Source organism: Mesorhizobium sp. M0408 (assembly GCF_040321495.1).
In the GTDB taxonomy this organism is placed as follows: domain Bacteria; phylum Pseudomonadota; class Alphaproteobacteria; order Rhizobiales; family Rhizobiaceae; genus Mesorhizobium.
On the sequence record NZ_JAMYRO010000017.1, the window covers coordinates 1 to 20,215 of the forward strand.

At 63.2% G+C, this 20,215-nt stretch carries 17 protein-coding genes and 2 tRNA genes; 12 read left to right on the forward strand and 7 right to left on the reverse strand.

Going from position 1 to position 20,215, the window contains the following annotated elements:
• Positions 1–65: 65 nt before the first annotated feature.
• On the reverse strand, positions 66–3,443 hold the full coding sequence (locus tag NKI67_RS20175; RefSeq protein WP_352646505.1) for a hypothetical protein: 3,378 nt from the start codon (positions 3,441–3,443) through the stop codon (positions 66–68).
• Positions 3,444–3,539: 96 nt separating this feature from the next.
• On the opposite strand from NKI67_RS20175, the gene NKI67_RS20180 reads away from it, so the two are divergent.
• Both NKI67_RS20180 and NKI67_RS20185 read left to right on the forward strand, forming a co-directional pair.
• Positions 3,540–4,007, forward strand: a complete 468-nt coding sequence (locus tag NKI67_RS20180; protein ID WP_352646507.1) for a peroxiredoxin — start codon at positions 3,540–3,542, stop codon at positions 4,005–4,007.
• A 138-nt stretch (positions 4,008–4,145) separates the two neighbouring features.
• The gene (locus NKI67_RS20185) at positions 4,146–5,435 is read left to right on the forward strand and encodes a M23 family metallopeptidase (protein ID WP_352646509.1); all 1,290 of its coding nucleotides are present in this window, start codon (positions 4,146–4,148) and stop codon (positions 5,433–5,435) included.
• 75 nt (positions 5,436–5,510) lie between these two features.
• Here the strand turns inward: NKI67_RS20185 and NKI67_RS20190 are convergent, their stop codons facing one another.
• Positions 5,511–6,302: an alpha/beta fold hydrolase gene (locus NKI67_RS20190; RefSeq protein WP_352575968.1), complete on the reverse strand. Its 792-nt coding sequence runs from the start codon at positions 6,300–6,302 to the stop codon at positions 5,511–5,513.
• A 321-nt stretch (positions 6,303–6,623) separates the two neighbouring features.
• Between NKI67_RS20190 and NKI67_RS20195 the strand changes: the two genes are divergently transcribed.
• The 6 genes from NKI67_RS20195 (at position 6,624) to NKI67_RS20220 (ending at position 12,210) form a co-directional block, all read left to right on the forward strand.
• A complete protein-coding gene (locus NKI67_RS20195; protein WP_352646511.1) occupies positions 6,624–7,790 on the forward strand; it encodes an ROK family transcriptional regulator in 1,167 nt (388 codons plus the stop codon).
• Positions 7,787–8,551, forward strand: a complete 765-nt coding sequence (locus NKI67_RS20200) for an ATP-binding cassette domain-containing protein (protein ID WP_292663106.1) — start codon at positions 7,787–7,789, stop codon at positions 8,549–8,551. Before NKI67_RS20195 ends, NKI67_RS20200 begins: the two co-directional genes overlap by 4 nt.
• Before the next feature lie 39 nt (positions 8,552–8,590).
• Positions 8,591–9,631 carry a sugar ABC transporter substrate-binding protein gene (locus NKI67_RS20205; protein WP_352571438.1) on the forward strand — a complete coding sequence of 347 codons (1,041 nt, stop codon included), beginning with the start codon at positions 8,591–8,593 and terminating at the stop codon, positions 9,629–9,631.
• A gap of 163 nt (positions 9,632–9,794) precedes the next feature.
• Positions 9,795–10,790 carry an ABC transporter permease gene (locus tag NKI67_RS20210; protein WP_352646513.1) on the forward strand — a complete coding sequence of 332 codons (996 nt, stop codon included), beginning with the start codon at positions 9,795–9,797 and terminating at the stop codon, positions 10,788–10,790.
• Positions 10,787–11,557: an SDR family oxidoreductase gene (locus tag NKI67_RS20215; RefSeq protein WP_352646515.1), complete on the forward strand. Its 771-nt coding sequence runs from the start codon at positions 10,787–10,789 to the stop codon at positions 11,555–11,557. Before NKI67_RS20210 ends, NKI67_RS20215 begins: the two co-directional genes overlap by 4 nt.
• On the forward strand, positions 11,554–12,210 hold the full coding sequence (locus NKI67_RS20220) for a GNAT family N-acetyltransferase (protein WP_352590621.1): 657 nt from the start codon (positions 11,554–11,556) through the stop codon (positions 12,208–12,210). The genes NKI67_RS20215 and NKI67_RS20220 overlap by 4 nt, the downstream gene beginning before the upstream one ends.
• A 201-nt stretch (positions 12,211–12,411) precedes the next feature.
• Here the strand turns inward: NKI67_RS20220 and NKI67_RS20225 are convergent, their stop codons facing one another.
• Positions 12,412–12,750: a hypothetical protein gene (locus tag NKI67_RS20225; protein ID WP_352590618.1), complete on the reverse strand. Its 339-nt coding sequence runs from the start codon at positions 12,748–12,750 to the stop codon at positions 12,412–12,414.
• 187 nt (positions 12,751–12,937) lie between these two features.
• Positions 12,938–13,013: transfer RNA gene (locus NKI67_RS20230), tRNA-Val, on the reverse strand.
• A gap of 216 nt (positions 13,014–13,229) precedes the next feature.
• Between NKI67_RS20230 and NKI67_RS20235 the strand changes: the two genes are divergently transcribed.
• Positions 13,230–13,306, forward strand: a tRNA-Asp gene (locus NKI67_RS20235).
• Positions 13,307–13,542: 236 nt separating this feature from the next.
• Here NKI67_RS20235 and rbsK read toward each other — a convergent pair.
• Genes rbsK through NKI67_RS20250 form a run of 3 tightly spaced genes read right to left on the reverse strand, consistent with a single transcriptional unit; the run spans position 13,543 to position 16,031 of the window.
• Positions 13,543–14,484, reverse strand: a complete 942-nt coding sequence (rbsK, locus tag NKI67_RS20240) for a ribokinase (protein ID WP_352646517.1) — start codon at positions 14,482–14,484, stop codon at positions 13,543–13,545.
• 4 nt (positions 14,485–14,488) lie between these two features.
• Complete coding sequence (locus NKI67_RS20245; protein WP_352571442.1) at positions 14,489–14,941, reverse strand: RbsD/FucU family protein; 453 nt, start codon at positions 14,939–14,941, stop codon at positions 14,489–14,491.
• Positions 14,942–14,972: 31 nt separating this feature from the next.
• Complete coding sequence (locus tag NKI67_RS20250) at positions 14,973–16,031, reverse strand: ABC transporter ATP-binding protein (protein WP_352456634.1); 1,059 nt, start codon at positions 16,029–16,031, stop codon at positions 14,973–14,975.
• A 293-nt stretch (positions 16,032–16,324) separates the two neighbouring features.
• Between NKI67_RS20250 and NKI67_RS20255 the strand changes: the two genes are divergently transcribed.
• The 3 genes from NKI67_RS20255 to NKI67_RS20265 all read left to right on the forward strand — a co-directional run bounded on the left by NKI67_RS20255 (position 16,325) and on the right by NKI67_RS20265 (position 20,170).
• Positions 16,325–17,989 carry an ABC transporter substrate-binding protein gene (locus NKI67_RS20255; RefSeq protein ID WP_023674663.1) on the forward strand — a complete coding sequence of 555 codons (1,665 nt, stop codon included), beginning with the start codon at positions 16,325–16,327 and terminating at the stop codon, positions 17,987–17,989.
• Positions 17,990–18,117: 128 nt separating this feature from the next.
• On the forward strand, positions 18,118–19,239 hold the full coding sequence (locus NKI67_RS20260; RefSeq protein WP_031211226.1) for a carbohydrate ABC transporter permease: 1,122 nt from the start codon (positions 18,118–18,120) through the stop codon (positions 19,237–19,239).
• Between the two features lie 13 nt (positions 19,240–19,252).
• A complete protein-coding gene (locus NKI67_RS20265; RefSeq protein WP_352646518.1) occupies positions 19,253–20,170 on the forward strand; it encodes a carbohydrate ABC transporter permease in 918 nt (305 codons plus the stop codon).
• Positions 20,171–20,215: the final 45 nt, after the last annotated feature.

Here is a 20,215-nt window from a genome sequence, read left to right on the forward strand (position 1 = left end):
CCGGCAGGACAGAGGGGGGCGCGAAGGATCGCTACGGAGCCGCTTTATACCTAGTCCTGCCCGCCTCAGCGATACTCGAAGATCGACCGGAAAATCCCGGGCGCTATCACCGATAGCGGATTGACCTCCAGGTTCGGCTTGTTGGCGTTGCCCTTGAGCCTGTAGGTGACGCCGATCAGGCCGCGGTCGCGGCCGTTGCCGAGCAGTGCGCCGATCAGCGGCAGTTCGCCGAAGATGCGGTTTACGCCGTAGGCCGGCATGAACGTGCCGGTCATGTCCATATTGTTGTTCTGGTCGTAGAGCGTGCCCTGGAAGGTGGTGCCGATGCGCGAGCCGCGCAGCACGCCGTTGCGCAGCTTCAGATAGCCGCTGCCCTTGTCGATTTCGCTGAAACCGCGCTCGAAATTCACCCTCGACGTGTCGAGATTGCCTTTGACCGCCTCGTTGAGGCTGCGGCTGTCGCCGGCCGGCGTCGTCGACACGATCGAGGCGAGCTTCGGCTCATTAACGATAAAGAAGTTCTTGGCGTCGACCTGGCCTTTCATCGGCCCGTCGCCGGCCCCGGTGAGCGCCAGCGTGATCGAGCCGCCTTCCATATGCTCGTAGATGTTGAGGAAGCGCAGTATGGCGCCGGCGTCGGCCGACTTCATGTTGAGCGTGCGCAGGCCGCCGCCGGTCGTGTTGCTGATGGTGATGGCGGCTCCCGAACTTGCTGTGGCGCTCACCTTGAGCCCGTTCACCCGGGAGCCGGCGGCGCTGTAGTCGAGCTTCAGATTCGACAGCACCTCGTCATGGAAGCCGGTCAGGGAACTGACGTCGGCGCTGACCGAGATCGCATCGACGCCAGTGGTCTTGGTGGCGGTGTCGACGTCGGACGTGAATTGCTTGATCAGCGAGCGTGCGTCTAGCGCGCTGCCGCTGACCTCGACAGCATAGGCCTTGCCCGACCGCTTCACCGAGACGGCGACGTCGTCGCCCCTGTTCAACGTGACCTTGCTGAACCGGGCCGAGGACAAGGCGCCGTTGACCAGCACCGCGCTGCCGTCGATGGAAAAGGTCTTGCCATCGAGTTCGAAATTGGAGAGCGTCGTGGTGTCGCCGGTCTTCGCCATGGCGAAGACGACCTTGGCGGGAATGCCAGGCCCCTTGCTCCAGCCGGCCCAGGGAATGTCCAGCCTGGCATTGGTCAGGTCGGCCGACACGTTCTGGTTGCCGGTGCCACTCTTGTCGATCGCCACCTTGATGGTTCCGGAAAGCAGCGTCGACAGGCCAGGCATGGCGGTGGCGCGCGTCTTGTCGTCGAGCACCAGCGCCACTTTACGACTGCGCGGCGGGCCGCCATCCCTGAGCGGCTCGATCAGGTCGAGCTCGGCCGGAATGCCGTTGAGCAGCGCCTTCGCCGAGATCACCGCCCGGTCGGGCGCGACCGTGATCGAGCCGTCGGCATGGCTGACTGTCTGGCCCTCGAACGGCTTGCCCAGCGACAGGTCCTTGTAGTCGAGCGCCACCAGCCAATCGAGTTTGGAAGAGTCGACACCGGACTGCAGCGGAATATCGGCCTTGACGTGGCCGGTCACCGTGCCGGATAGGTCGTCCGGCAGCAGGCCGACATGGCGCATGGCGTTGATCGGGTCAAAGGATGCCAACTCGGCGATTGCCGGCGCCTCGCCGGCGACATCGATGTCGAGCGCGCCGATCACCGGCGGATGGTTCGCGGCCTTGACGGTGAGCGTGCCGTTGCTCGCCGCCACCGTGCGGCCGCTCGGCATATAGACGCTGCCCGACGACAGCGCGACGTCGACGTCATTGCCGTGGAAGCCGACGACGCCAACGGCATCGCGGATCGGCGGAATGCGGCCGGCCGTGTCGAAGCGCGATCCTTCGACCTGGAATCGGCCGAACACTTCATCGGCGGAAAGCGGCACGCCGTTGCCGAGCCGTCCGGGCACGACCTGGAACTGCAGGCTGCCATCGACGACGCGGCCGCCGAACAGGTTCTTAAGCACCCACAGCCTGGCATTGCGCGCCGAAAACCATGGCCATAATTGCTTGACGTGCGAGACCGGCATGTCGTGGACATTGAGCGCCACCGATATGCCCGGCGCCTGGTTGGCGACGAATGAAACCGAAGCCGTGCCCAGCACTTCGCTGCCCGGTCCGGACCGGACGCCGATCTGCTCGGCGACCAGCTTTTGGCTCGTCGGCTGGTAGACGCCGGCGATACGGGCAATGAAGCTGAGTGCCGGCTCCGGCGAATCGGAAGGCGCCAGGGTCGAACCGTCGCTGGTCAGGTCGTAACGATAGGATGGCTCCTCGCCCGCTGCGCCGGTAGCCGGCTTCGGCCCGATCGAACCGGCGAAATCGAAGGTCGAGCGGCCGGTTTTCACCAGCAAACTGTCGACCTGGATTTTGTTCGACCCGGCGACGAGTGTTGCATCGAGATCGATGTCGGCCGGAAGCAGGCCGCGCGAACCGAGATCGAGCACCGATCCGGTCAGTGACAGGGCGGCGGTCAGCCGCGAACCGTTGTCGCCGGTCCCTTCCGACCCCGCCAGCTTCAAGGCGATCGCGCCCAATTTGCCACCTGCCGCGGCAGCGTCGGCATCCGCCGCCTGGATGCTGGCGTCCAGCGTGGTGATGCGTCGCGTCGCCGGATCGCGGGTGGCGGAAGCGGCGATGGTAAGCGCCCTGCCGTCGACATCCGCATCGGATGAAAACTCCATGCTTCCCGGTCCCGTCTGCGAGACGGAGGCGTCGGCGATAGTGACCGACTTGACCGATCCGGTCTCGGGCAGTGCCAGCTCGACGTTGCGCAGATCGATCTGGCGCACCGAATCCTCGCGCACCGCATCGAGCGCGCGGTTGAGGTTGGCGAAGACGGCGGCGGAAAGTTTTTCCGGATCGATAAGGCCGTCCTGGTTGCGCAGCCCGGCCGTCCAGTCGCCGCCGGACGGCATTGCCGCCATGACGATGTGCGCGTCGGAAATCCGGGCGCTGGTCAGCCGTACCTCGCCCGAAAGCAACGGGATCAGCCGGATGCCGAAGCGGACCCGGCCTGCATCGGCCATTGGTTTTCCGTCGGCGGTCTTGAGGCTGACGTCGCTGACCTGCAGCGCAATGAAGCTCGACCCGTCAAGCGTCAGCCGTGCCGGCCCGACGGCAACGTCGACATCGAAGCCGGCCAATTTCTCGATTGCCGTTTCGGCTTCCGCGCGAAGCCGCTCCGAGCCGAAGCCGGACGCGCCGATCGCGTAGACGCCGGCGGCAGCCAGCAGCACAAGGGCGACAAGGCCGGCAAACACCCGCGCCATCATACGGACGCCGCGACCGATCGACGCCTGGCCGAGCGGCGGGACGCGGCACGCGGACGGAAAGGTTCCTAGGTCGGTGATCTCGTCACGCCTGAACCTGATCTTCTCGTGCTGCGGTAGCTCCTGGTCCACGCAATCTTCCGTTGAAACGAATTCGATCGTGGACGAATCCCCGCTCGACATTATATCGATGCAGCCTGGCGCGTAACCTCAAACAAGGGCATCGATATGGCTGACCTCGACGTGGGCGATGTTCCGCCGCAATTCGATCTTCCGCGCGACGGCGGCGGTTCACTCAGCCTCGCCGCATTGCTGGGAAAACCCATCGTACTCTATTTCTACCCACAGGACGACACCACAAGCTGCACCAACGAGGCGATCGGCTTTTCGCAGTTGAAGCCGGAGTTCGAAAAGGCCGGCGCTGTCGTCATCGGGCTCTCGCCGGACAGCGTCAAGAAACACGACAAATTCAAGGCGAAATACGATCTGAGCGTCGACCTTGTCGCCGACGAAGAGCGCAAAGTGATCGAGGCTTACCATTTGTGGGTGGAAAAGAAGCTCTACGGCCGCACCTATATGGGCGTCGAACGGGCGACGTTCCTGATTGGCCGGGACGGACGCATCGCCAGGATCTGGCGCAACGTCCGCGTCAAGGGGCACGCCGAAGAAGTGCTGGAGGCGGTTCGCGCCCTTTGAGAGCTGCGCCAGGCCGCTGCAATTCGATGCCCGTTTTGCGCGAAGACCTTTGCCTGTCGTTCGATCCGGCAAAACTTTGTTAACCCTAATAATGTGTAATCAGGCTTGTCGTTGGTGTCGTAACGAAAGCTTGGTCCCGTGAACGTAGCCGGTCAGTCAGCGGTCTTCGGCAGACGCAAAGAGCCCCACACGGTCATCATCGCTCGGGGCGACCAGATAAGGCATTTCACCATACGCCCGTGGCTTGCGGCATTTTGCGGCTCGGCGCTGGCGGCGATCGTCATTGGCTACCTGCTGGCGACCTCCTATCTGGTGCTGCGCGACGATCTGATCGGCGCCACGACGGCGCGGCAGGCGCGCATGCAGCAGGCCTACGAAGACCGCATCTCGGCACTGCGCAGCCAGGTCGACCGCATCACCAGCCGCCAGCTACTCGATCAGCAACTGATGGAAACCAAGGTCAGCGAGCTGCTGGAACGGCAGAGCCAGCTCAGCCTGCGTCACGGCCGCCTCGGCCCGATCCTCGAACGAGCCGAAAACGAGGTCGCAACGCCCGCGCCGGCGGCAAAGCCGGACGAACATGCCGACGCGACCGGCAGCATCCAGCCGACGGCGTATACTGTCGCCAGCCTTGCCGCCCCCCTTGCCGCTCCTGTGGGCGTTGACGACACCAGGCCGTTCTCGCTGTGGTCGACCCGCGCCGATCCGCTGCCGAGCGAAAGCGCGGCCGACCGGGCAGACAAGCTCTTCGTTTCGATCAACAACTCGCTGAAGGCCATCGAGAGCCAGCAGCTCACTCGCATCGCCACACTGGCCGACAATGCCTACAAGAGCGCCGACACGATCTCACAGGCGCTCGAGGCCGCCGGCCTGCCGGTCGACAGCGAATTCGAAAAGAGCGACGTCGGTGGCCCGCTGATACCACTCGACAGCTCGTTGGTCTTCGACAGCAAGGTCAAGGAGTTGGACGAGGCTCTTGACGCGCTGGATCATCTTAAAAAGGAAGCGCGCCGGCTGCCGCTCGCCAACCCCGCCCCCGGCCGCAGCGTTACCAGCCCGTTCGGCGTGCGCACCGACCCCATCCTCGGCACGGCCGCCTTGCATTCCGGCATGGATTTCAGGGCGCCGATCGGTATGCCAGCCAAGGTCACGGCAGCCGGCTTGGTCGTCAAGGCCGGCTGGAACGGCGGCTACGGCCGCATGATCGAGGTCGACCACGGCAACGGTTTTGTGACGCGTTACGGGCATCTCAGCGAAATCGACGTCGCCGTCGGCCAGAAGCTCGATGCCGGAGACATCATCGGCAAGACCGGCAACAGCGGCCGCTCAACCGGCCCGCATCTGCATTACGAGGTCCGCCACAACGGCGAGGCGATCGATCCGCTGCGGTTTTTGACCGTCGGCAAGAAGGTCGAGCGGTATCTGTAGAGCCGGCGATTCATTCGGCGTGAAGCCTGGCGCGCGGCCAACCGCCCGCCAGGCGATATCAAAGATAGATCGCTTTCAGCCCTCAGCAGCAGCCATGAACGCGCCGAGCCGCCGGTTGAACGGCTCACCGGTCTGCTGAACGCTGTGCCCCGCGCCGGCGATCACGGCACGATCGGCACCAAGCACGTTTTCGAGCACGTCGCAGACGGCGTCGAATGCTGCGCTGTGCCCGCCGGATACCACCAGTTTCGGGAACGGCGCATCGGCAAGTTGCCGAAGCGGAATTTCGGCCTCCCATGGCCCGCGTTCGACGACGAGCATGGCCGCGCCTTGCGCGAGCGGGGGCGGCAGCGGGTCTGGCAATTGTATCGCCGAGCCGACCAGATGGAGGAACTGGCGCAAGAAAAGCGCGGGATCGTCGCGGGGTCCGCTTTGCCAGTGGGTCTTCAGGCGCGTCACGAGTTCATTCACGGCAACATCCCCGCGCGCAAGGTCAAAGGCCGGCGGCTCGATCACCGTGAGCGAACGGATTGCTCGCGGGCGCATCGCTGCTGCAAGAAGAGAGATGACGCCGCCATAGGAATGCCCGACCAAATGGACGCGGCTTTCGTCCCAGAGGTCATGCGTCCGATCGAGGAATCCGGCAACCAGTCTGGCGTCGACGACGAAATCCTCGCGTTCGGCAGGGGAACTTGATCCGTATCCTGGCCGGTCGACCACAACCAGCTTCCAGCGCTCCGCAAGCGGTTGCTGGGCGGACCATGTCATCATGCCGTTCGTGACGCTGCCGTGGACGAACAGAACCGGCGGCCCGTCGCCCCGCACCTCATAGCCGAGATCAATCCCGTCGAGGGTCAGCTTCGGCATCGCATCTCCTCCCGCAGACCGGCGAGAGGAAGTATGCTCCCTGCAACGGAAAGGCGCAACGAACTCCGATCCCTGGCCGGCTCACAACCGGTTCCGAAATGGGCTTCAGGGCGCTGATCGGAATGCCGGCCAAGGTCATGCCTGGCTCCCGTCCAGCCGCTGGCGCTTCATACTGGAAAATTGCCAGAGTTGGCCCATCCGCCGGCGGGCGCGAATTCGCCGGCGTTAGAAGGCCTTGGCCACAGGCGAATTATTTTTGAATTCCATTTGACTGAATAAATATTCGGTGCGAACCTCTGCTCTCTCGAGAGGGCGCCAGACATGGCATTGCGCGGGACCAATCAGGAGTTCGGGCGGCCGTATAACCGGCGTATCGTGCTCGAATCCATCCGCCTTCACGGACCGATCGCCCGCGGCGACATTGCCAGGCGGGTCGGGCTCACCGTGCAGACGGTGTCTACCATCGTTCGCGAGCTGGAAGAGCACGGTTACGTGTTGTCGCTGCGCGAAGAGCCCAAGGGACGCGGCCTGCCACCGGCAACGCTGCGCATCAATCCGGAAGGCGGCTATGCCGTCGGCATCCACGTCACCCCGCTGGGCATCAATGCCGCCCTGATCAACCTAAGCGGCGATGTTATCGAGAGCACCTACCGCGAAGCCCCAAATGCAACGCCCGACCACGCTTTCGAGCTGATCGGCGCCATGGTGCTCGAATTGACGGCATTGCGGCCCGGTGGCCGCGTTCTCGGCATTGGCATGGCGCTGCCCGGACCGTTCGGCGTGGAGTCCATGAGCTTTGTCGGGCCGACCACCATGACCGGCTGGAAGGATGTGGCGCTGCGCGAGCGGCTGGCCGCCTCGACCGGACTGCCGGCCTTTTTCGAAACCGATATGGCGGCGGCTGCTATCGGCGAGCGCCTCTACGGCCTCGGAACGGCATATTCCGAGTATTACTATCTTTATTTCGGCGTCGGTCTCGGCGGCGTCATGGTGCATGACGGGGCGGCATTGCGCGGCGCCTGGGGAAACGCCGGTGAAATCGGCCACATTCCCGCAGTGCCGGGCGGCGAGCCCTGCCCGTGCGGCAATCGTGGCTGCCTCGAACGGTATCTCTCGCTCGAAGCGCTGCGGCGCCGCAACATCGCCGACGCCGAGTGGGTGAGCGAGATTGCGCCGATCTTCCGCAACGCCGTCACCATCATCGAAAACCTGTTCGATCCCGAAACCATCATCCTCGGCGGGCTGGCGTCCACCGAGCTGCTCGAAAGGCTTGCCGGCGCGGCCGCGCACCTGCCCAATTCGGTCTCGGCGCGAAGCGACCGCGCGACGCCCCGCGTCAGCGTCGCACGCGGCGGCCAGCATGCGGTGTTGCGCGGCGCCGCCGCACTTGCCGTTTCGGGGGTGCTTTCGCCGCGCTTCGGCCAGATCTTCACCGCCGAACGCGAACGCGGTCGGGATCTCTTGCATAACAAGGGGATCGCAGCATGAGCGAACCGCTGCTGGTGCTCGACAACGTCGCCAAGAATTACGGCGCCATCGAAGCGCTGAAAGGCATCAGCTTTTCGATCGACAAGGGCGAAGTGGTGGCGCTTCTGGGCGACAACGGCGCCGGCAAATCGACGCTGGTCAAGATCATTGCCGGCGGCCTCGAGCCGACCTCCGGCCGCATGCTGTTCGAAGGCAAGGAATTCCTCGCCAAATCCCCCGCCGAGGCCAAGGCCGCGGGGATCGAGACGGTCTACCAGGACCTGTCGCTTTGCACCAATGTCGACGTGGTCGCCAATTTCTTCATGGGCCGCGAGATCACCAGGAAGGTTCTCGGCATTCCAGTGCTCGACGAGCGCGCCATGGAGCAGGTGGTACAAAAGGCACTGGCCAGCGCCGGCACCCGCATTCCCTCGCTTCGCACCAATGTCGAGCACCTCTCGGGCGGTCAGCGACAGGCCATCGAGCTCAACCGGTTCGTGCATTTCGGCGGCAAGCTGGTGCTTCTCGACGAGCCGTTCGCAGCGCTTGGCGTCGAGCAGACGCGGCGCGGCCTCGACATGATCCGCCAGGTGGCGAGCCAGGGCATCGGCGTCGTCATAATCACTCATATCATGCAACAGGCCTTCCAGGTCGCCGACCGGATCGTGGTGATCCGGCAAGGCGTCGTGGCGGGCGACGTCGCACGCAACAAAACAAGTCCCGACGCGGTGATCAACATGATCACCGGAGAGACGCTCGCCGGTGCCGGACCGGCGAGCTGAGGGACAAATGAGGGGTCCGGCGCAAGAGGAGCGAACGACATGAAGAAAATACTTCTTTCCGTCTTCGGTATCCTGGCACTGGCCTTTGCCACGCTCACGCCGGCATTCGCCCAGTCCAAGGGCACCGTCTACTACATGGTGCCGACATTGCTCGATGAGTTCCAGACCGGCTCGGTGAGCGCGCTGGAATTGTTCCTGAAGCAGGTCGGCTACGAGATGAAGACGCTGAACGCCGACAACAAGACCGACGCTCAGCAATCGCAGATGAACGACGTCATCGCGCTGAAGCCGTCGGCGATCATTCTTGCCGCCGTCGATTTCAATGCGCTGAAACCGTCGATCGAGGCCGCCCGCGCCGCCGGCATCCCGGTCGTCGAGTTCGACCGCCAGATCACCTCGACCCCGTCCGACTTCACCTCGGTGGCCGGAACCGTCGAGATCGGCTACGTCGCCGCCGACCAGGCGCAAAAGCTCCTGACCGCGAAAAACGGCTCGGTGAAGGGCAAGATCCTGCAGGTGCTCGGCGATCCGGGCGATCCCTACACGCTCGATATCCAGAAGGGTTTCGAGGAGAAGATGAAGGCGTTCCCGGACGTCAAGATCATCTCGCTGCCGGCCATGCAATGGGCGGCGGATGCAGCCGGGACCATCGTGAACGACCAGCTGCTCGCCAACCCCGACATCGACCTGATCTTCAGCCATGCCGCGCATCTTTCGGTCGCTGCCGTTGCCTCGCTCGAGGCCGCCGGCAAGAAACCGGGCGACGTAATGCTGATGAGCTCGAACGGCGCTCCGGTCGGCCTCGACCTGATCCGCAAGGGCTGGCTCAATGTCGAAGTCGAGCAGCCGCTCTACGCCCAGGCCGCGGCGGTCGCGATGTTCATGGACAAGGTGGTCAACAAGCAGGAGATCAAGCCCGGCGAATATGATGTGCTTGGCCTGAAATCAACCCTGACCAAGGAAGCGTGGGGACCGAACATCAAGATCCCCGGCGCTGCGATCACCAAGGAAAATGTCGATAACCCGGCGTTCTGGGGCAACATGAAGCCGCCGACCGAAACCATAAAGCCGGTCGAATAGCAAACTCGCCAGAAGCTCCGGGCCATGCCGGCCCGGAGCCCAGCCCTGCAGCCTCAGTGCGTTCAAACGGACGCGCACGGGTATGCTGCAGCAATTTTCAACCGCGCCTGATCTTTCCGAAGGACGAATGGTTTTCGGGGTCATGCGCCAACCGGATCCGCAGATGAACCCCCGCACGCGCCAAACCCTCGAGTTCATCCTCGACAATCTTGTCTGGTTCATGCTGGTCTTCGTGCTGGTGGTCTTTTCCATCCTCATCCCGAACTATTTTCAGCTCGGCATTTTTGCCAACATCATCGAGGCGTCGAGCGTGCTCGGCGTCATGTCGATCGGCCTGGCGCTGGTCATCATCGCCGGCCACATGGACCTGTCGGTCGAATCGGTGGCGGCGCTCAGCGCCATGGCGGTCGGCATCCTGTTCTGCTCGTCGGGCATCGGCCTTGGCATCCAGTTGCAGCCGCAATGGCTGATGGTTCCGGTTTCGCTGCTCATCGCGCTTGCCGTCGGCGGCCTCATCGGCGCCTTCAATGGCTACCTGGTGGTCAGGGTCAAGATGAGCGCCTTCATCATCACCCTGGCATCTTACATCTGGGTGCGCGGCCTGGTGCTGGTTATCTCCGGCGGCCGCTCGGCGCAGGACCTTACGCCGGCAATCCGCTGGTTCGGCATCCAGCGCCTGGGCGGCCTGCCGCTGACTGCCTGGATCGCCATTGCGTGTTTCGTGGTGTTCTCGCTGATCATGGCCAAGACGCCCTTCGGCCGGCACCTGGTCATGATCGGCGGCAACGAGACGGCGACCTTTCGCGCCGGCATCCGGGTCAACCGCAACCTGGTCATAGCCTTCGTTCTCGCCGGCGCCATCGCCGGCCTTGCCGGCTGGGTGCTGGCGATCCGCACCTCCGGCGCGACAGCTAATCTCGGCGTCGGCCTGTTGTTCAATGCCTTCGCCGCAGTCGTCATCGGCGGCGTCAGCCTGAAGGGCGGCGTCGGCACCTTGCCCGGCGTCTATGCCGGCGTGCTGCTGCTCTCGGCCATCAACACGGCGATCAATTTGATGGGCCTGCCGGCCAACTTCACCCAGGTGATCCACGGCCTGCTCGTCCTCGCCGCGGTGCTGCTCGACGCATTCAAGCAAACCATCCGCCAGAGGCTCGCATGACCGGCCGTCTGGAAGATAAGGTCGCGCTGATCGTCGGCAGCGCACGTGGCATCGGCAAGGGCATCGCACAGCGTTTTGCCGAAGAGGGCGCGAAGCTGGTCCTGGCCGACACCGAGGCCGAGGCGGGGCAAGCGACCGCGAACGAACTCGGCGCCGCCTTCATCCGCACCGACATCTCGCAGATGGCTGATGCCGAGGCTGCTGTTGCACTGGCGCTCGACCGTCACGGCCGACTCGACATCATGGTGCAGAATGCCGGAATCTATCCCTGGCAATTGCTGGAAAACACCAGTCCCGACGATTGGGACCGGGTCATGGCGGTGAACTTGCGCGGCAGCTTCATCGCTGCTCGCGCCGCACTGGTGCCAATGAAGGCACAGCATTTTGGCAGCATGCTGTTCACCTCCTCGATCACCGGCCCGCATGTCACCAGCCCCGGCCACGGCCATTATTCAGCGACCAAGGCCGGCATCAATGGGCTGATCCGTTCGGCTGCGCTCGAATTCTCGGGCTACGGCATTACAGTCAACGGCGTCGAGCCCGGCAACATCCTCACTGAAGGCATAGAGCAGCATCGCGGTGCGGCCTTCATCAAGAACATGGAAGACGCCATCCCGCTCGGCCGTCTCGGCAGCCCTCGCGATGTGGCCAATGCCTTCCTGTTCCTGGCCTCTGACGATGCCAGCTACATCACGGGCACGACCATCATCGTCGACGGCGGGCAGCTTTTGCCCGAGGGCAAGGATTTCCGGCTGCTGCCGCCATGATCCTCGATTTCGGCGGCGGTTTCTTCCTGCGCCGGGCGACCACCGCCGATCATGCAGCGCTTGCGATGATCTGTCTCAAGACCGGCGATGCCGGCAAGGACGCCAGCGGCCGCGAGGACGACCCGGAACTGCTCGGCCTCCTCTACACTATTCCCTACCAGGTGCTCGAACCCGAGCTGGCCTTCATTATCGATAGTCCCGCAGGTGCGGCCGGCTACCTGCTTGGCGCGGCCGATACGGGCGCTTTCAATGCCAGCCTGGCATCAGACTGGTATCCCGACCTTCAGCGGCCCGTGGCAGACCCGGGACCCGACAGCTCTCGCTGGCGCGGCAGCGACTGGGCGCGGCATCGGGTCCATCATCCCGATTTCGCTGTTCCGCCTGCGCTGACCGCCTATCCGTCGCATGGCCATATCGACCTGTTGCCGCAAGCGCGCGGGAAAGGCATCGGCAGGCGCGCGATGGCCTTCCTCGAGCAGGGGCTTGCCGCGAGCGGCTCTACCGGCATCCACCTCGAAGTCATGCCGGAGAACGATGGTGCGCTAAGGTTCTACAAGGCGATTGGATTTGAGGTGGTGCAGGACGCTGATTCATCGAAGCGTTGTGTTTATGCGGCGAAACGGATTGCTCACGCTCCGGCGATTGCAGGCTGATCTGCGACAAGCCAACCGCCCAAGTTGCAAAGAACCGGGAGGCCTATGGAAGTACAATGCTGCCGTTCTGCAGCAGCCAGTTGCCCCGCGTGAACACCTTTGCCGCGGGAACGAAACCTTCGTCGCGTGCTCCACCGCAGACACGAAAGTCACCAGCATCAACACGGTGCGGGGCTAATTCAAGTGTTGGCGGAGCGTCTACTAGTTCAGTATGGGCGGCAGGGGAACATCCGCGACCGTTCCCCCGGCCACAATCGAGAGCACATAAAGCAGATAAATGGCTAATACCAACAGGGCGAGGAATGAACCGCTGGCAAAGACTCCTGCAACCGCGGCGTCGGGATAAGCTTCGACTTGTTCTTTCTTGAAGGTGTCTTCTTCGTTACGGGTTGTCTTCACAACCCGTTCGCCTGGAAGCCGGTTTTTTTCAGCTTCCTTCGATATCTTATCCGCGAGATCTCCTGCGATCACGGGATCGTCCGGAAGATGACTCACAAGCCATCCAGGAATATTTTCGCTCCCGCCCATGCCCATACGCAATTGAGATACTGCAAGTTGTAGCTTTCGGCAATCGTTTCCCTCATGAGAGGCAAGCAGATCAGACTTAAGTCCCTGCGGAAAGACAGTTCGAATCAGACCAAAGTCCGAGTAGCACAGTGGTCGGATGCGTCTCACCTGGGCGATCAGCTTGAGCGGTGTAGCCCAAACTGAACACGTCGATGGAAAGTGGTGGGCGATGACGGGCTCGAACCGCCGACATCTTCGGTGTAAACGAAGCGCTCTACCAACTGAGCTAATCGCCCGCTCCGGGCCGGACCTTTAAGCAGTTAGGACCGGCTTCGCAAGGCCAAATGAGCGGCCAGTGGCTTGGCCGGGAGCCGGTTTCGGCAACAAAGTTCGGCTTGTCAAAAAACCTTCTCCTGTTTGCTGTTATGCTGTCCGGGTCCGCTTGACACCCGGTGGCTTACCCCTTATCCACCGCCCAACGACGAACACGGCTGACACGTGCTCGTCCATGCGCGGGTGTAGCTCAGTTGGTTAGAGTGCCGGCCTGTCACGCCGGAGGTCGCGGGTTCGAGCCCCGTCACTCGCGCCATTTCTCCTTTGGGGTCACGTCCCCTTGATGCCGGAGAAATGTCGACGTTGATTTGTCAAAAATCATCTTCTTTCGTGACCCAGTCTAGGTCCATTCCTTTCGAATTCTGGCATTGATCCTCATCCATCGACCTGCCCGCCTGTTTGTGGTCAAGCCAGAAAACAATAGCTTCTCGGACAAGAGTCGGGTCTAACCCATTCGCTCCCGCTTACAGTCTCATCCCGCAGTGCCGGGCTTCACCCCTCGGCGAGCAGCGCCTCGACCTCCTGCAGCGTCGGCATGGACGGCGCGGTGCCCGGGCGCGTCACCGAAATGCCTGCGACGGCGCAAGCGAAGCGCACCGCCTGCAGGGGTTCCATCCCCCTCGACAGCGCCGCAGCCAGGCCGCCATTGAAGGCGTCGCCCGCACCCGTGGTCTCGATGACCGGGCCGGCGGCGACCGCTGCGACATGCTCGGAACGGTCGGCCGTGTGCAGCAGCGCGCCCTTTTCGCCGAGCGTCACGATGACAGCGCCCACGCCCTTCTCGAGCAGGCTGTCGGCGGCACGGCGGGCATCGTCGATGGAGGATACCTTGATGCCGGTCAGTTCCTCGGCCTCAGTCTCGTTCGGCGTGACATAGTCGCAAAGCGTGTAGATACGGTCCGGAAGCCTGGCCGCCGGCGCCGGGTTGAGGATGGTGGTCACCCCTGCCCCGCGCGCGATCTCCAGCGCCCCCAGCGCCGCCTCGATCGGCTGTTCGAGCTGGGTGACGAAAACGCCGGCCGCGCGGATCAGGCCGGCATTTGCCTCGATATCGGCGGGCGAGATCAGCATCGCCGCACCAGGGCTGACGATGATCGCGTTGTTGCCGCTCGTCTCCTCGATGAAGATATAGGCGGCACCGGTGTAGCTTTCCGGCGTGTCGATGACGGCGCTCTTCACGCCGGCGTGCGACCAGGTCTGTCTCGCCATATCGGCAAAGGGATCGACGCCGAGGCGGGTAAGGAAGGTGACATCGGCGCCGAGCCGGCCGGCTGCCACCGCCTGGTTCGAGCCCTTGCCGCCGGGGCCGAGCGTGAAGGACGTGCCCAGGATCGTCTCGCCCATGCGCGGCTGGCGGGCGGCGCGGTAGGCCGTATCGGCGACGAAGACGCCCAATATGACAACCGGCTTCATGACGATCGGTTTCACCGGCATGCCGCTACTCCGCATCCGGTGGCACGACGCCCTTGCGGAACGCAAAACAGCCATAGAAGCGGCGCTCGCCGGTCTGGATGACGCAATAGGCCTTCTTGGCGCGTTCGTAGAAGGCGTAGCGCTCGACCGAGATCATCGGCCAGGCCTTGCCCTCGGCGGCATCGATCTCTTTTTGCACTTCCTGCTGCACGGCGGGAATGTCGTCCGGCTTGCCGACGATCTCCATGCGCGCGGCCGCGTCGTCGACGAAGGTGTCCAGCGGATAGAGCGACAGTACCGCCTTGACCACGTCGGCCGCCGACGCATCGATGCGCAGCAGCCGGCCAAGCACGGTCTGGCGCGCCACCGAATCGGACGGGAAATTGGTGTCGGCGATAATCAGATCGTCACCGTGGCCCATCGCCCGCAGCGCCTGCAGCACATCGGCATTGAGCAGCGGATCGATTCCTTTGAGCATGGTATTCCTCGCGAAGTTTGCTGGGGCGAAATCAGAGACGCTTGCCGGTCTCTGCGTCGAAGAGATGCACCTGGTCGAGCCGCGGTTTCAGGTGCAGTGTGTCGCCCGGCTTGAAGTCGTGGCGCTCACGGAACAGCGCCACCATCTCGCCCTCGCCGAAGCGCAGGAACACCAAAGTCTCGGAACCGGTCGGCTCGACCACCGAAATCTTCGCCGGAACACCATCGGGATGGATTTCGAGATGCTCGGGCCGCACGCCGTAGACGACATTACGGCCATCCTCGACGGCACTGGTTGCCGCAATCGGGAACGGCGTCCCGGCGATCTCGACGACGGGCTTGTCGCCCTTGCGCACGACGCCCTTGAGCAGGTTCATCGAGGGCGAGCCGATGAAGCCGGCGACGAACAGGTTGGCCGGCCGGTCGAATAATTCCAGCGGCGCGCCGACCTGTTCGATGCGACCGTCGCGCATCACCACGATCTTGTCGGCCATGGTCATGGCCTCGATCTGGTCGTGGGTGACGTAGATGGTGGTGGTCTTCAGCCGCTGGTGCAGTTCCTTGATCTCGGTGCGCATCTGGACACGCAGCTTGGCGTCGAGATTGGAGAGCGGCTCGTCGAAGAGGAACACCTGCGGGTTGCGCACGATGGCGCGGCCCATGGCGACGCGCTGGCGCTGGCCGCCAGAGAGCTGGCGCGGATAGCGCTTGAGGTAGGGATTGAGGTCGAGGATGTCGGCGGCGCGCTTGACCCGCTCAGTGACCACCGCCGGGTCGGTTTTGCGCAGCTTGAGAGCAAAGGCCATGTTCTGCTCGACCGTCTTGTGCGGATAGAGCGCGTAGTTCTGGAACACCATGGCGATGTCGCGCTTGGCCGGCGGCAGATGGTTGACGACGCGCTCGCCGATGGCGATGGTGCCGCCGGAGACCGTTTCCAGCCCGGCCACCATCCTCAGCAGCGTGGACTTGCCGCAGCCGGAAGGCCCGACCAGCACCACGAACTGCCCGTCGGCGATGTCGACGCTGACATCGTGCAGAACCTTGACGGTTCCGAACGCCTTGGCCACATTGCGGATCGCGACTTGAGCCATCATTCCCCCTTCAGTTGCCGTGAAGCTAAACAACGCAAACGGCGAGGGCAAGTCAGTCTCTTATAGATAAAAAACCCATTCACGTTGACACCGCACTTCGTTGTGCGAATAGTGACAGTGTCCGGCTTATGACCCTGTTCCGGGCGCACCGGTACGCTTGTCCGGCACTGAATGCCAAGCGTCGCGGGAGGGAGAATTCGGGCCGCTATTTACGGGAGTCGCTGTCGTTGGGGAACATAATCGGCGCTCCACCATCTGAACCAATTCACAATTGACCTTCTGGGAGGAACGAAATGAAAGTCAGCCTTTATAACCAACTTGTCCGCGCCGGGGCCACCCGCCGCGACGTGCTGAAGGGAGCGGCCAGCATGGCCGCCCTCGCGGCGGCCTCAAGCGCCGGACTTGGTGCGCTGACGCGCACGGCTGCGGCCGCCGACGACCTGCGTGCGCAGATCCTGCAGATCCCGGGTGTCGGCAAGGGTCAGCCGACCGATGCCGACTTCCAGCAGGTCGGCGAGCTTTGCCTTGGCGCCACCAAGGCCAATGTCAAGGAAGGCGAATTCGCCGGTGTCGAACTCACCTTCATGGGCCTCAACAATCAGAACCTGCACAATGTGCTGTTTCGCGGCTTCCTGAAGCCGTGGGAGACCTATACCGGCGCCAAGATCAACTGGATCGACCTGGCGCAGGCTGACTACAACGCCCGCCTGCAGCAGTCGATCGCGACCGGGACCGTCGATTTCGACATCATCGAAATGGGGGCACCGTTCGAAGGCGACGTCTGCGGCAAGGGTCTCACCTCCGAGATGCCGGACTGGGTCAAGGACCAGATCGACATGAAGGATGTCGTGGCCTATCTGCAGCCGCCGGTCGGCACATGGGACGGCAAGCAATATCGCGTGACCGTTGACGGCGACGCACATAACTTCAACTACCGCACCGACGTGTTTGCCGATGCCGACCTCGCCAAGGCCTGGAAGGACGGCGGCGGAGAAGGCGAATGGGGCGTGCCGAAGACCTGGCAGCAGGTGCAGGCGGTGACGAAATTCCTCAAGGGCAAGCAGGTGAAGGGCCAGGATGTCTTTGGCTATCTCGATGCGCCCAAGCCCTGGGGCGGTTTCGGCTTTTATTTCCTCGGCAGCCGCGCCAGCGCCTACGCCAAGCATCCCGATGACAAGGCCTGGCTGTTTGATGCCGACACGATGAAGCCGCGCGTCAACAATCCGGCATGGGTGCGGGCGATCCAGGACGTCATCGATGCCCTGCCCTCCGAACCTGCCGACCAGATCAACGCCGACCCGAACACCACCGCCTTCCAGCAATTCCTGGCAGGCACCGGTTCGATGGTTACCTGGTGGGGCGACGTCGGTTCGAACGTCAAGACCAACGATTCCTCGGTCGTCGGCGACATCACCGGCTTCTCGATCCTGCCGGGCTCGGACGATGTCTACAACTCCAAGACCGGCCAGTGGGACAAGCTCGCCAGCGGCCCGAACCATGCGCCAAACTGCGCCTATCTCGGCTGGGGCGTTTATGTCATGGCCCGCGTCGACAGCGACGAAAAGAAGAAGAAGGCGGCATGGTCTGCCGCTGCCCATCTCGGCGGCAAGGACCTGTCGCTCTGGTGCGCGGCCTATCCGTCGGGTTTCCAGCCCTATCGCAACTCGCATTTCAACATTCCGGAATGGGTGGCGGCGGGCTACGACGAGGCGTTCATCACCTCGTATCTGAAGTCGGAAGCCGACAGCTACAACCATCCGAACGCGGCGATCGAGCCGCGCATCCCCGGCATCTTCCAGTACTACAGCGCCGCCGAGGACATTTTGGCCAACACCTTTGCCGGCAAGATGAAGGCGCAGGAAGGCGCCGACGCCATCGCAGCCGCCTGGGAGAAGCTGACCGACCAGATCGGCCGCGACAAACAGGTCAAGCTCTACAAGGCCTCGCTCGGCATGTAGGCTGAGATAGTGAAACTGGTTCGGCGGCGCACAGCCGCCGGACCTCACCTTGACCGACTTGGCCTCGACCGGCTCGGCCGGTCATCGAGCCTCCTGTGAACGGGCAAGAACGCGTGGCTGACCGGACCCTGGCTGACCAGACTTTGTCGACAAGTGAATGGCCGGCAGGCGCCGTGCCATCCGACCTGATACCGCGGAGCCGCAAACGGCTTGGCTGGGCTCTGATGGCTGCTGCGACGCTCGGCCTTCTGGCGGTGATCGCACTGCAAATCCTCTACAAGAGCGAGGTCGACACTATCGGCTTCGAGACCTGGCGGCCGGTGGTCTACGCCTACGTGCTGTGGGGTGTCGCGCTCGGCATCGGCCAGGTACTGACGCGCGGCGAGGACGGCCAGCGCGCGCTGTTCCTGCTGCCGGCGCTGCTGTTTACCATTGCTATGGTGATCTTCCCGACGCTGTTCGGCTTCTACATCGCGCTGACCGACTGGAACCTCAGTTCCTTCAGCGGACGGCAGTTCAACGGGCTCGACAATTTCTGGCAGATGCTGAACGACGCCTATTATCGCAACGCGCTGTTCAACATGGTGCTCTACGTGCTGGCGGTGTTCGTCGAATATGTCATCGCCTTCGGCCTGGCGCTGCTGCTCAACGCGCAGATCCGGGCACGAAAATTCTTCCGCGTCGTGTTTCTCATGCCGCTGATGCTGTCGCCGGTGGCGGTGTCGTGGATGATCGGCAAGTCGCTGATGGAATACCGCTTCGGGCCCGCCGCGACGCTGGCGCGCCATCTCGGTTGGGAAAACCCGGCCTTCTTCTCCAACCCGATCACCGCCCGCATCTCGATCATGGTGCTCGACGCGTGGACGTTCATCCCGTTCATGATGATCATGCTGCTCGCCGGCCTGCAGGCGATGTCGCGCGAGGTGCTCGAGGCAGCGCGTGTCGATGGCGCCACTGCCTGGCAGACCTTCTGGCAGGTCACCTTCCCGCTGATGCTGCCGGTGTCGGTGACAGCGGTCATCCTGCGCATCATCTTCAAGCTGAAGCTCGCCGATATCATCATCACCGTCACCTCCGGCGGGCCTGGCGGCGCGACCGATTCGGTGTCCAGTTTCATCTACCGCGAGTATCGCGACCGCTCGAACGTCGGCTACGGCACGATGCTGGCGATGGCCTATTTGATCATCATCATCGTGTTCGTGACCTGGCTGCTGAAGTTCGCCAGCCGCTTCGTGCGCAACGTCAATTGATCGGGCCGGCAAGATGAGCGTTCAAACCACCGACTTTGCCGCCTCCGAAATCCGCTCGCCGGCGAGCTTCGTCGCCAACCGCGTCTTCATCTACGGCGCCCTCATCTTCTGGGCTTTCATCTGCCTGTTCCCGATCTATTGGACGATAACCACCTCGTTCAAGACCGCGGTCGACGTCACCCAGGGCCATCTGATCCCGTTTGTCGATTTCAAACCCGACTGGAAGGGCTGGCGTTCGCTCGGCCTGTCGCCGGACTCGATCTTTCGGACGTCGACTGTGCGCGACGAATTCATCAAGCGTTTCATGAATTCGGTCATCACCTCGGTCGGCGCGTCGACCCTCGCCATCGTCATCGGCAGCCTCGCCGCCTACGGGCTGACCCGCTATCGTTACAAGTTCGCCTGGTTCAGGAACGAGGATATTTCCTTCTTCTTCCTGTCGCAGCTGATCCTGCCGCCGGTGGTTTTGGCCCTGCCCTTCCTCGTGCTTTACCGGGAGGTGGGCCTGCTCGACACGCGCGTCGGGCTGATCCTGCTCTACACGCTGATGGTGCTGCCGATCGTCATCTGGATCATGCGCGACCAGTTCAACTCCATCCCGGTGGAGTTGGAGGAGGCAGCACTCGTCGACGGCCTGTCGATCTGGGGCGCCTTCTTGCGCATCGTCATGCCGATCGCGCTGCCGGGCATGGTCGCCGCCTTCATCCTGGCGATGGTGCTGTGCTGGAACGAGTATTTCTTCGCCGCGCTTTTGACCTCGACCGACGCAAAGACCATTCCTGTCATGGTGGCCAGCCAGACCGGCTCACAAGGCATCAACTGGTGGTCGATGGCAGCGCTTGCCACCGCCGCCATCACACCGCTCGCCGTCATCGGCATCGCGCTCGAGCGTTACCTGATCATGGGCATGACAGCGGGCGCGGTGAAATAACTGCGCCGGCTCTCCCTTCTCCCCTTGTTGTGGGAGAAGGGAAAA

What these genes read in the sequence shown, in the direction of transcription:
- NKI67_RS20205 (WP_352571438.1), top strand. Translation starts at nt 8,591, where the DNA reads ATGAAGAAAATACTTCTTTCCGTCTTCGGTATCCTGGCACTGGCCTTT.
- NKI67_RS20210 (WP_352646513.1), top strand. Translation starts at nt 9,795, where the DNA reads ATGAACCCCCGCACGCGCCAAACCCTCGAGTTCATCCTCGACAATCTT.
- NKI67_RS20195 (WP_352646511.1), top strand. Translation starts at nt 6,624, where the DNA reads ATGGCATTGCGCGGGACCAATCAGGAGTTCGGGCGGCCGTATAACCGG.
- rbsK (WP_352646517.1), bottom strand. Translation starts at nt 14,484, where the DNA reads ATGCCGGTGAAACCGATCGTCATGAAGCCGGTTGTCATATTGGGCGTC.
- NKI67_RS20180 (WP_352646507.1), top strand. Translation starts at nt 3,540, where the DNA reads ATGGCTGACCTCGACGTGGGCGATGTTCCGCCGCAATTCGATCTTCCG.
- NKI67_RS20245 (WP_352571442.1), bottom strand. Translation starts at nt 14,941, where the DNA reads ATGCTCAAAGGAATCGATCCGCTGCTCAATGCCGATGTGCTGCAGGCG.
- NKI67_RS20220 (WP_352590621.1), top strand. Translation starts at nt 11,554, where the DNA reads ATGATCCTCGATTTCGGCGGCGGTTTCTTCCTGCGCCGGGCGACCACC.
- NKI67_RS20215 (WP_352646515.1), top strand. Translation starts at nt 10,787, where the DNA reads ATGACCGGCCGTCTGGAAGATAAGGTCGCGCTGATCGTCGGCAGCGCA.
- NKI67_RS20265 (WP_352646518.1), top strand. Translation starts at nt 19,253, where the DNA reads ATGAGCGTTCAAACCACCGACTTTGCCGCCTCCGAAATCCGCTCGCCG.
- NKI67_RS20255 (WP_023674663.1), top strand. Translation starts at nt 16,325, where the DNA reads ATGAAAGTCAGCCTTTATAACCAACTTGTCCGCGCCGGGGCCACCCGC.
- NKI67_RS20190 (WP_352575968.1), bottom strand. Translation starts at nt 6,302, where the DNA reads ATGCCGAAGCTGACCCTCGACGGGATTGATCTCGGCTATGAGGTGCGG.
- NKI67_RS20200 (WP_292663106.1), top strand. Translation starts at nt 7,787, where the DNA reads ATGAGCGAACCGCTGCTGGTGCTCGACAACGTCGCCAAGAATTACGGC.
- NKI67_RS20250 (WP_352456634.1), bottom strand. Translation starts at nt 16,031, where the DNA reads ATGGCTCAAGTCGCGATCCGCAATGTGGCCAAGGCGTTCGGAACCGTC.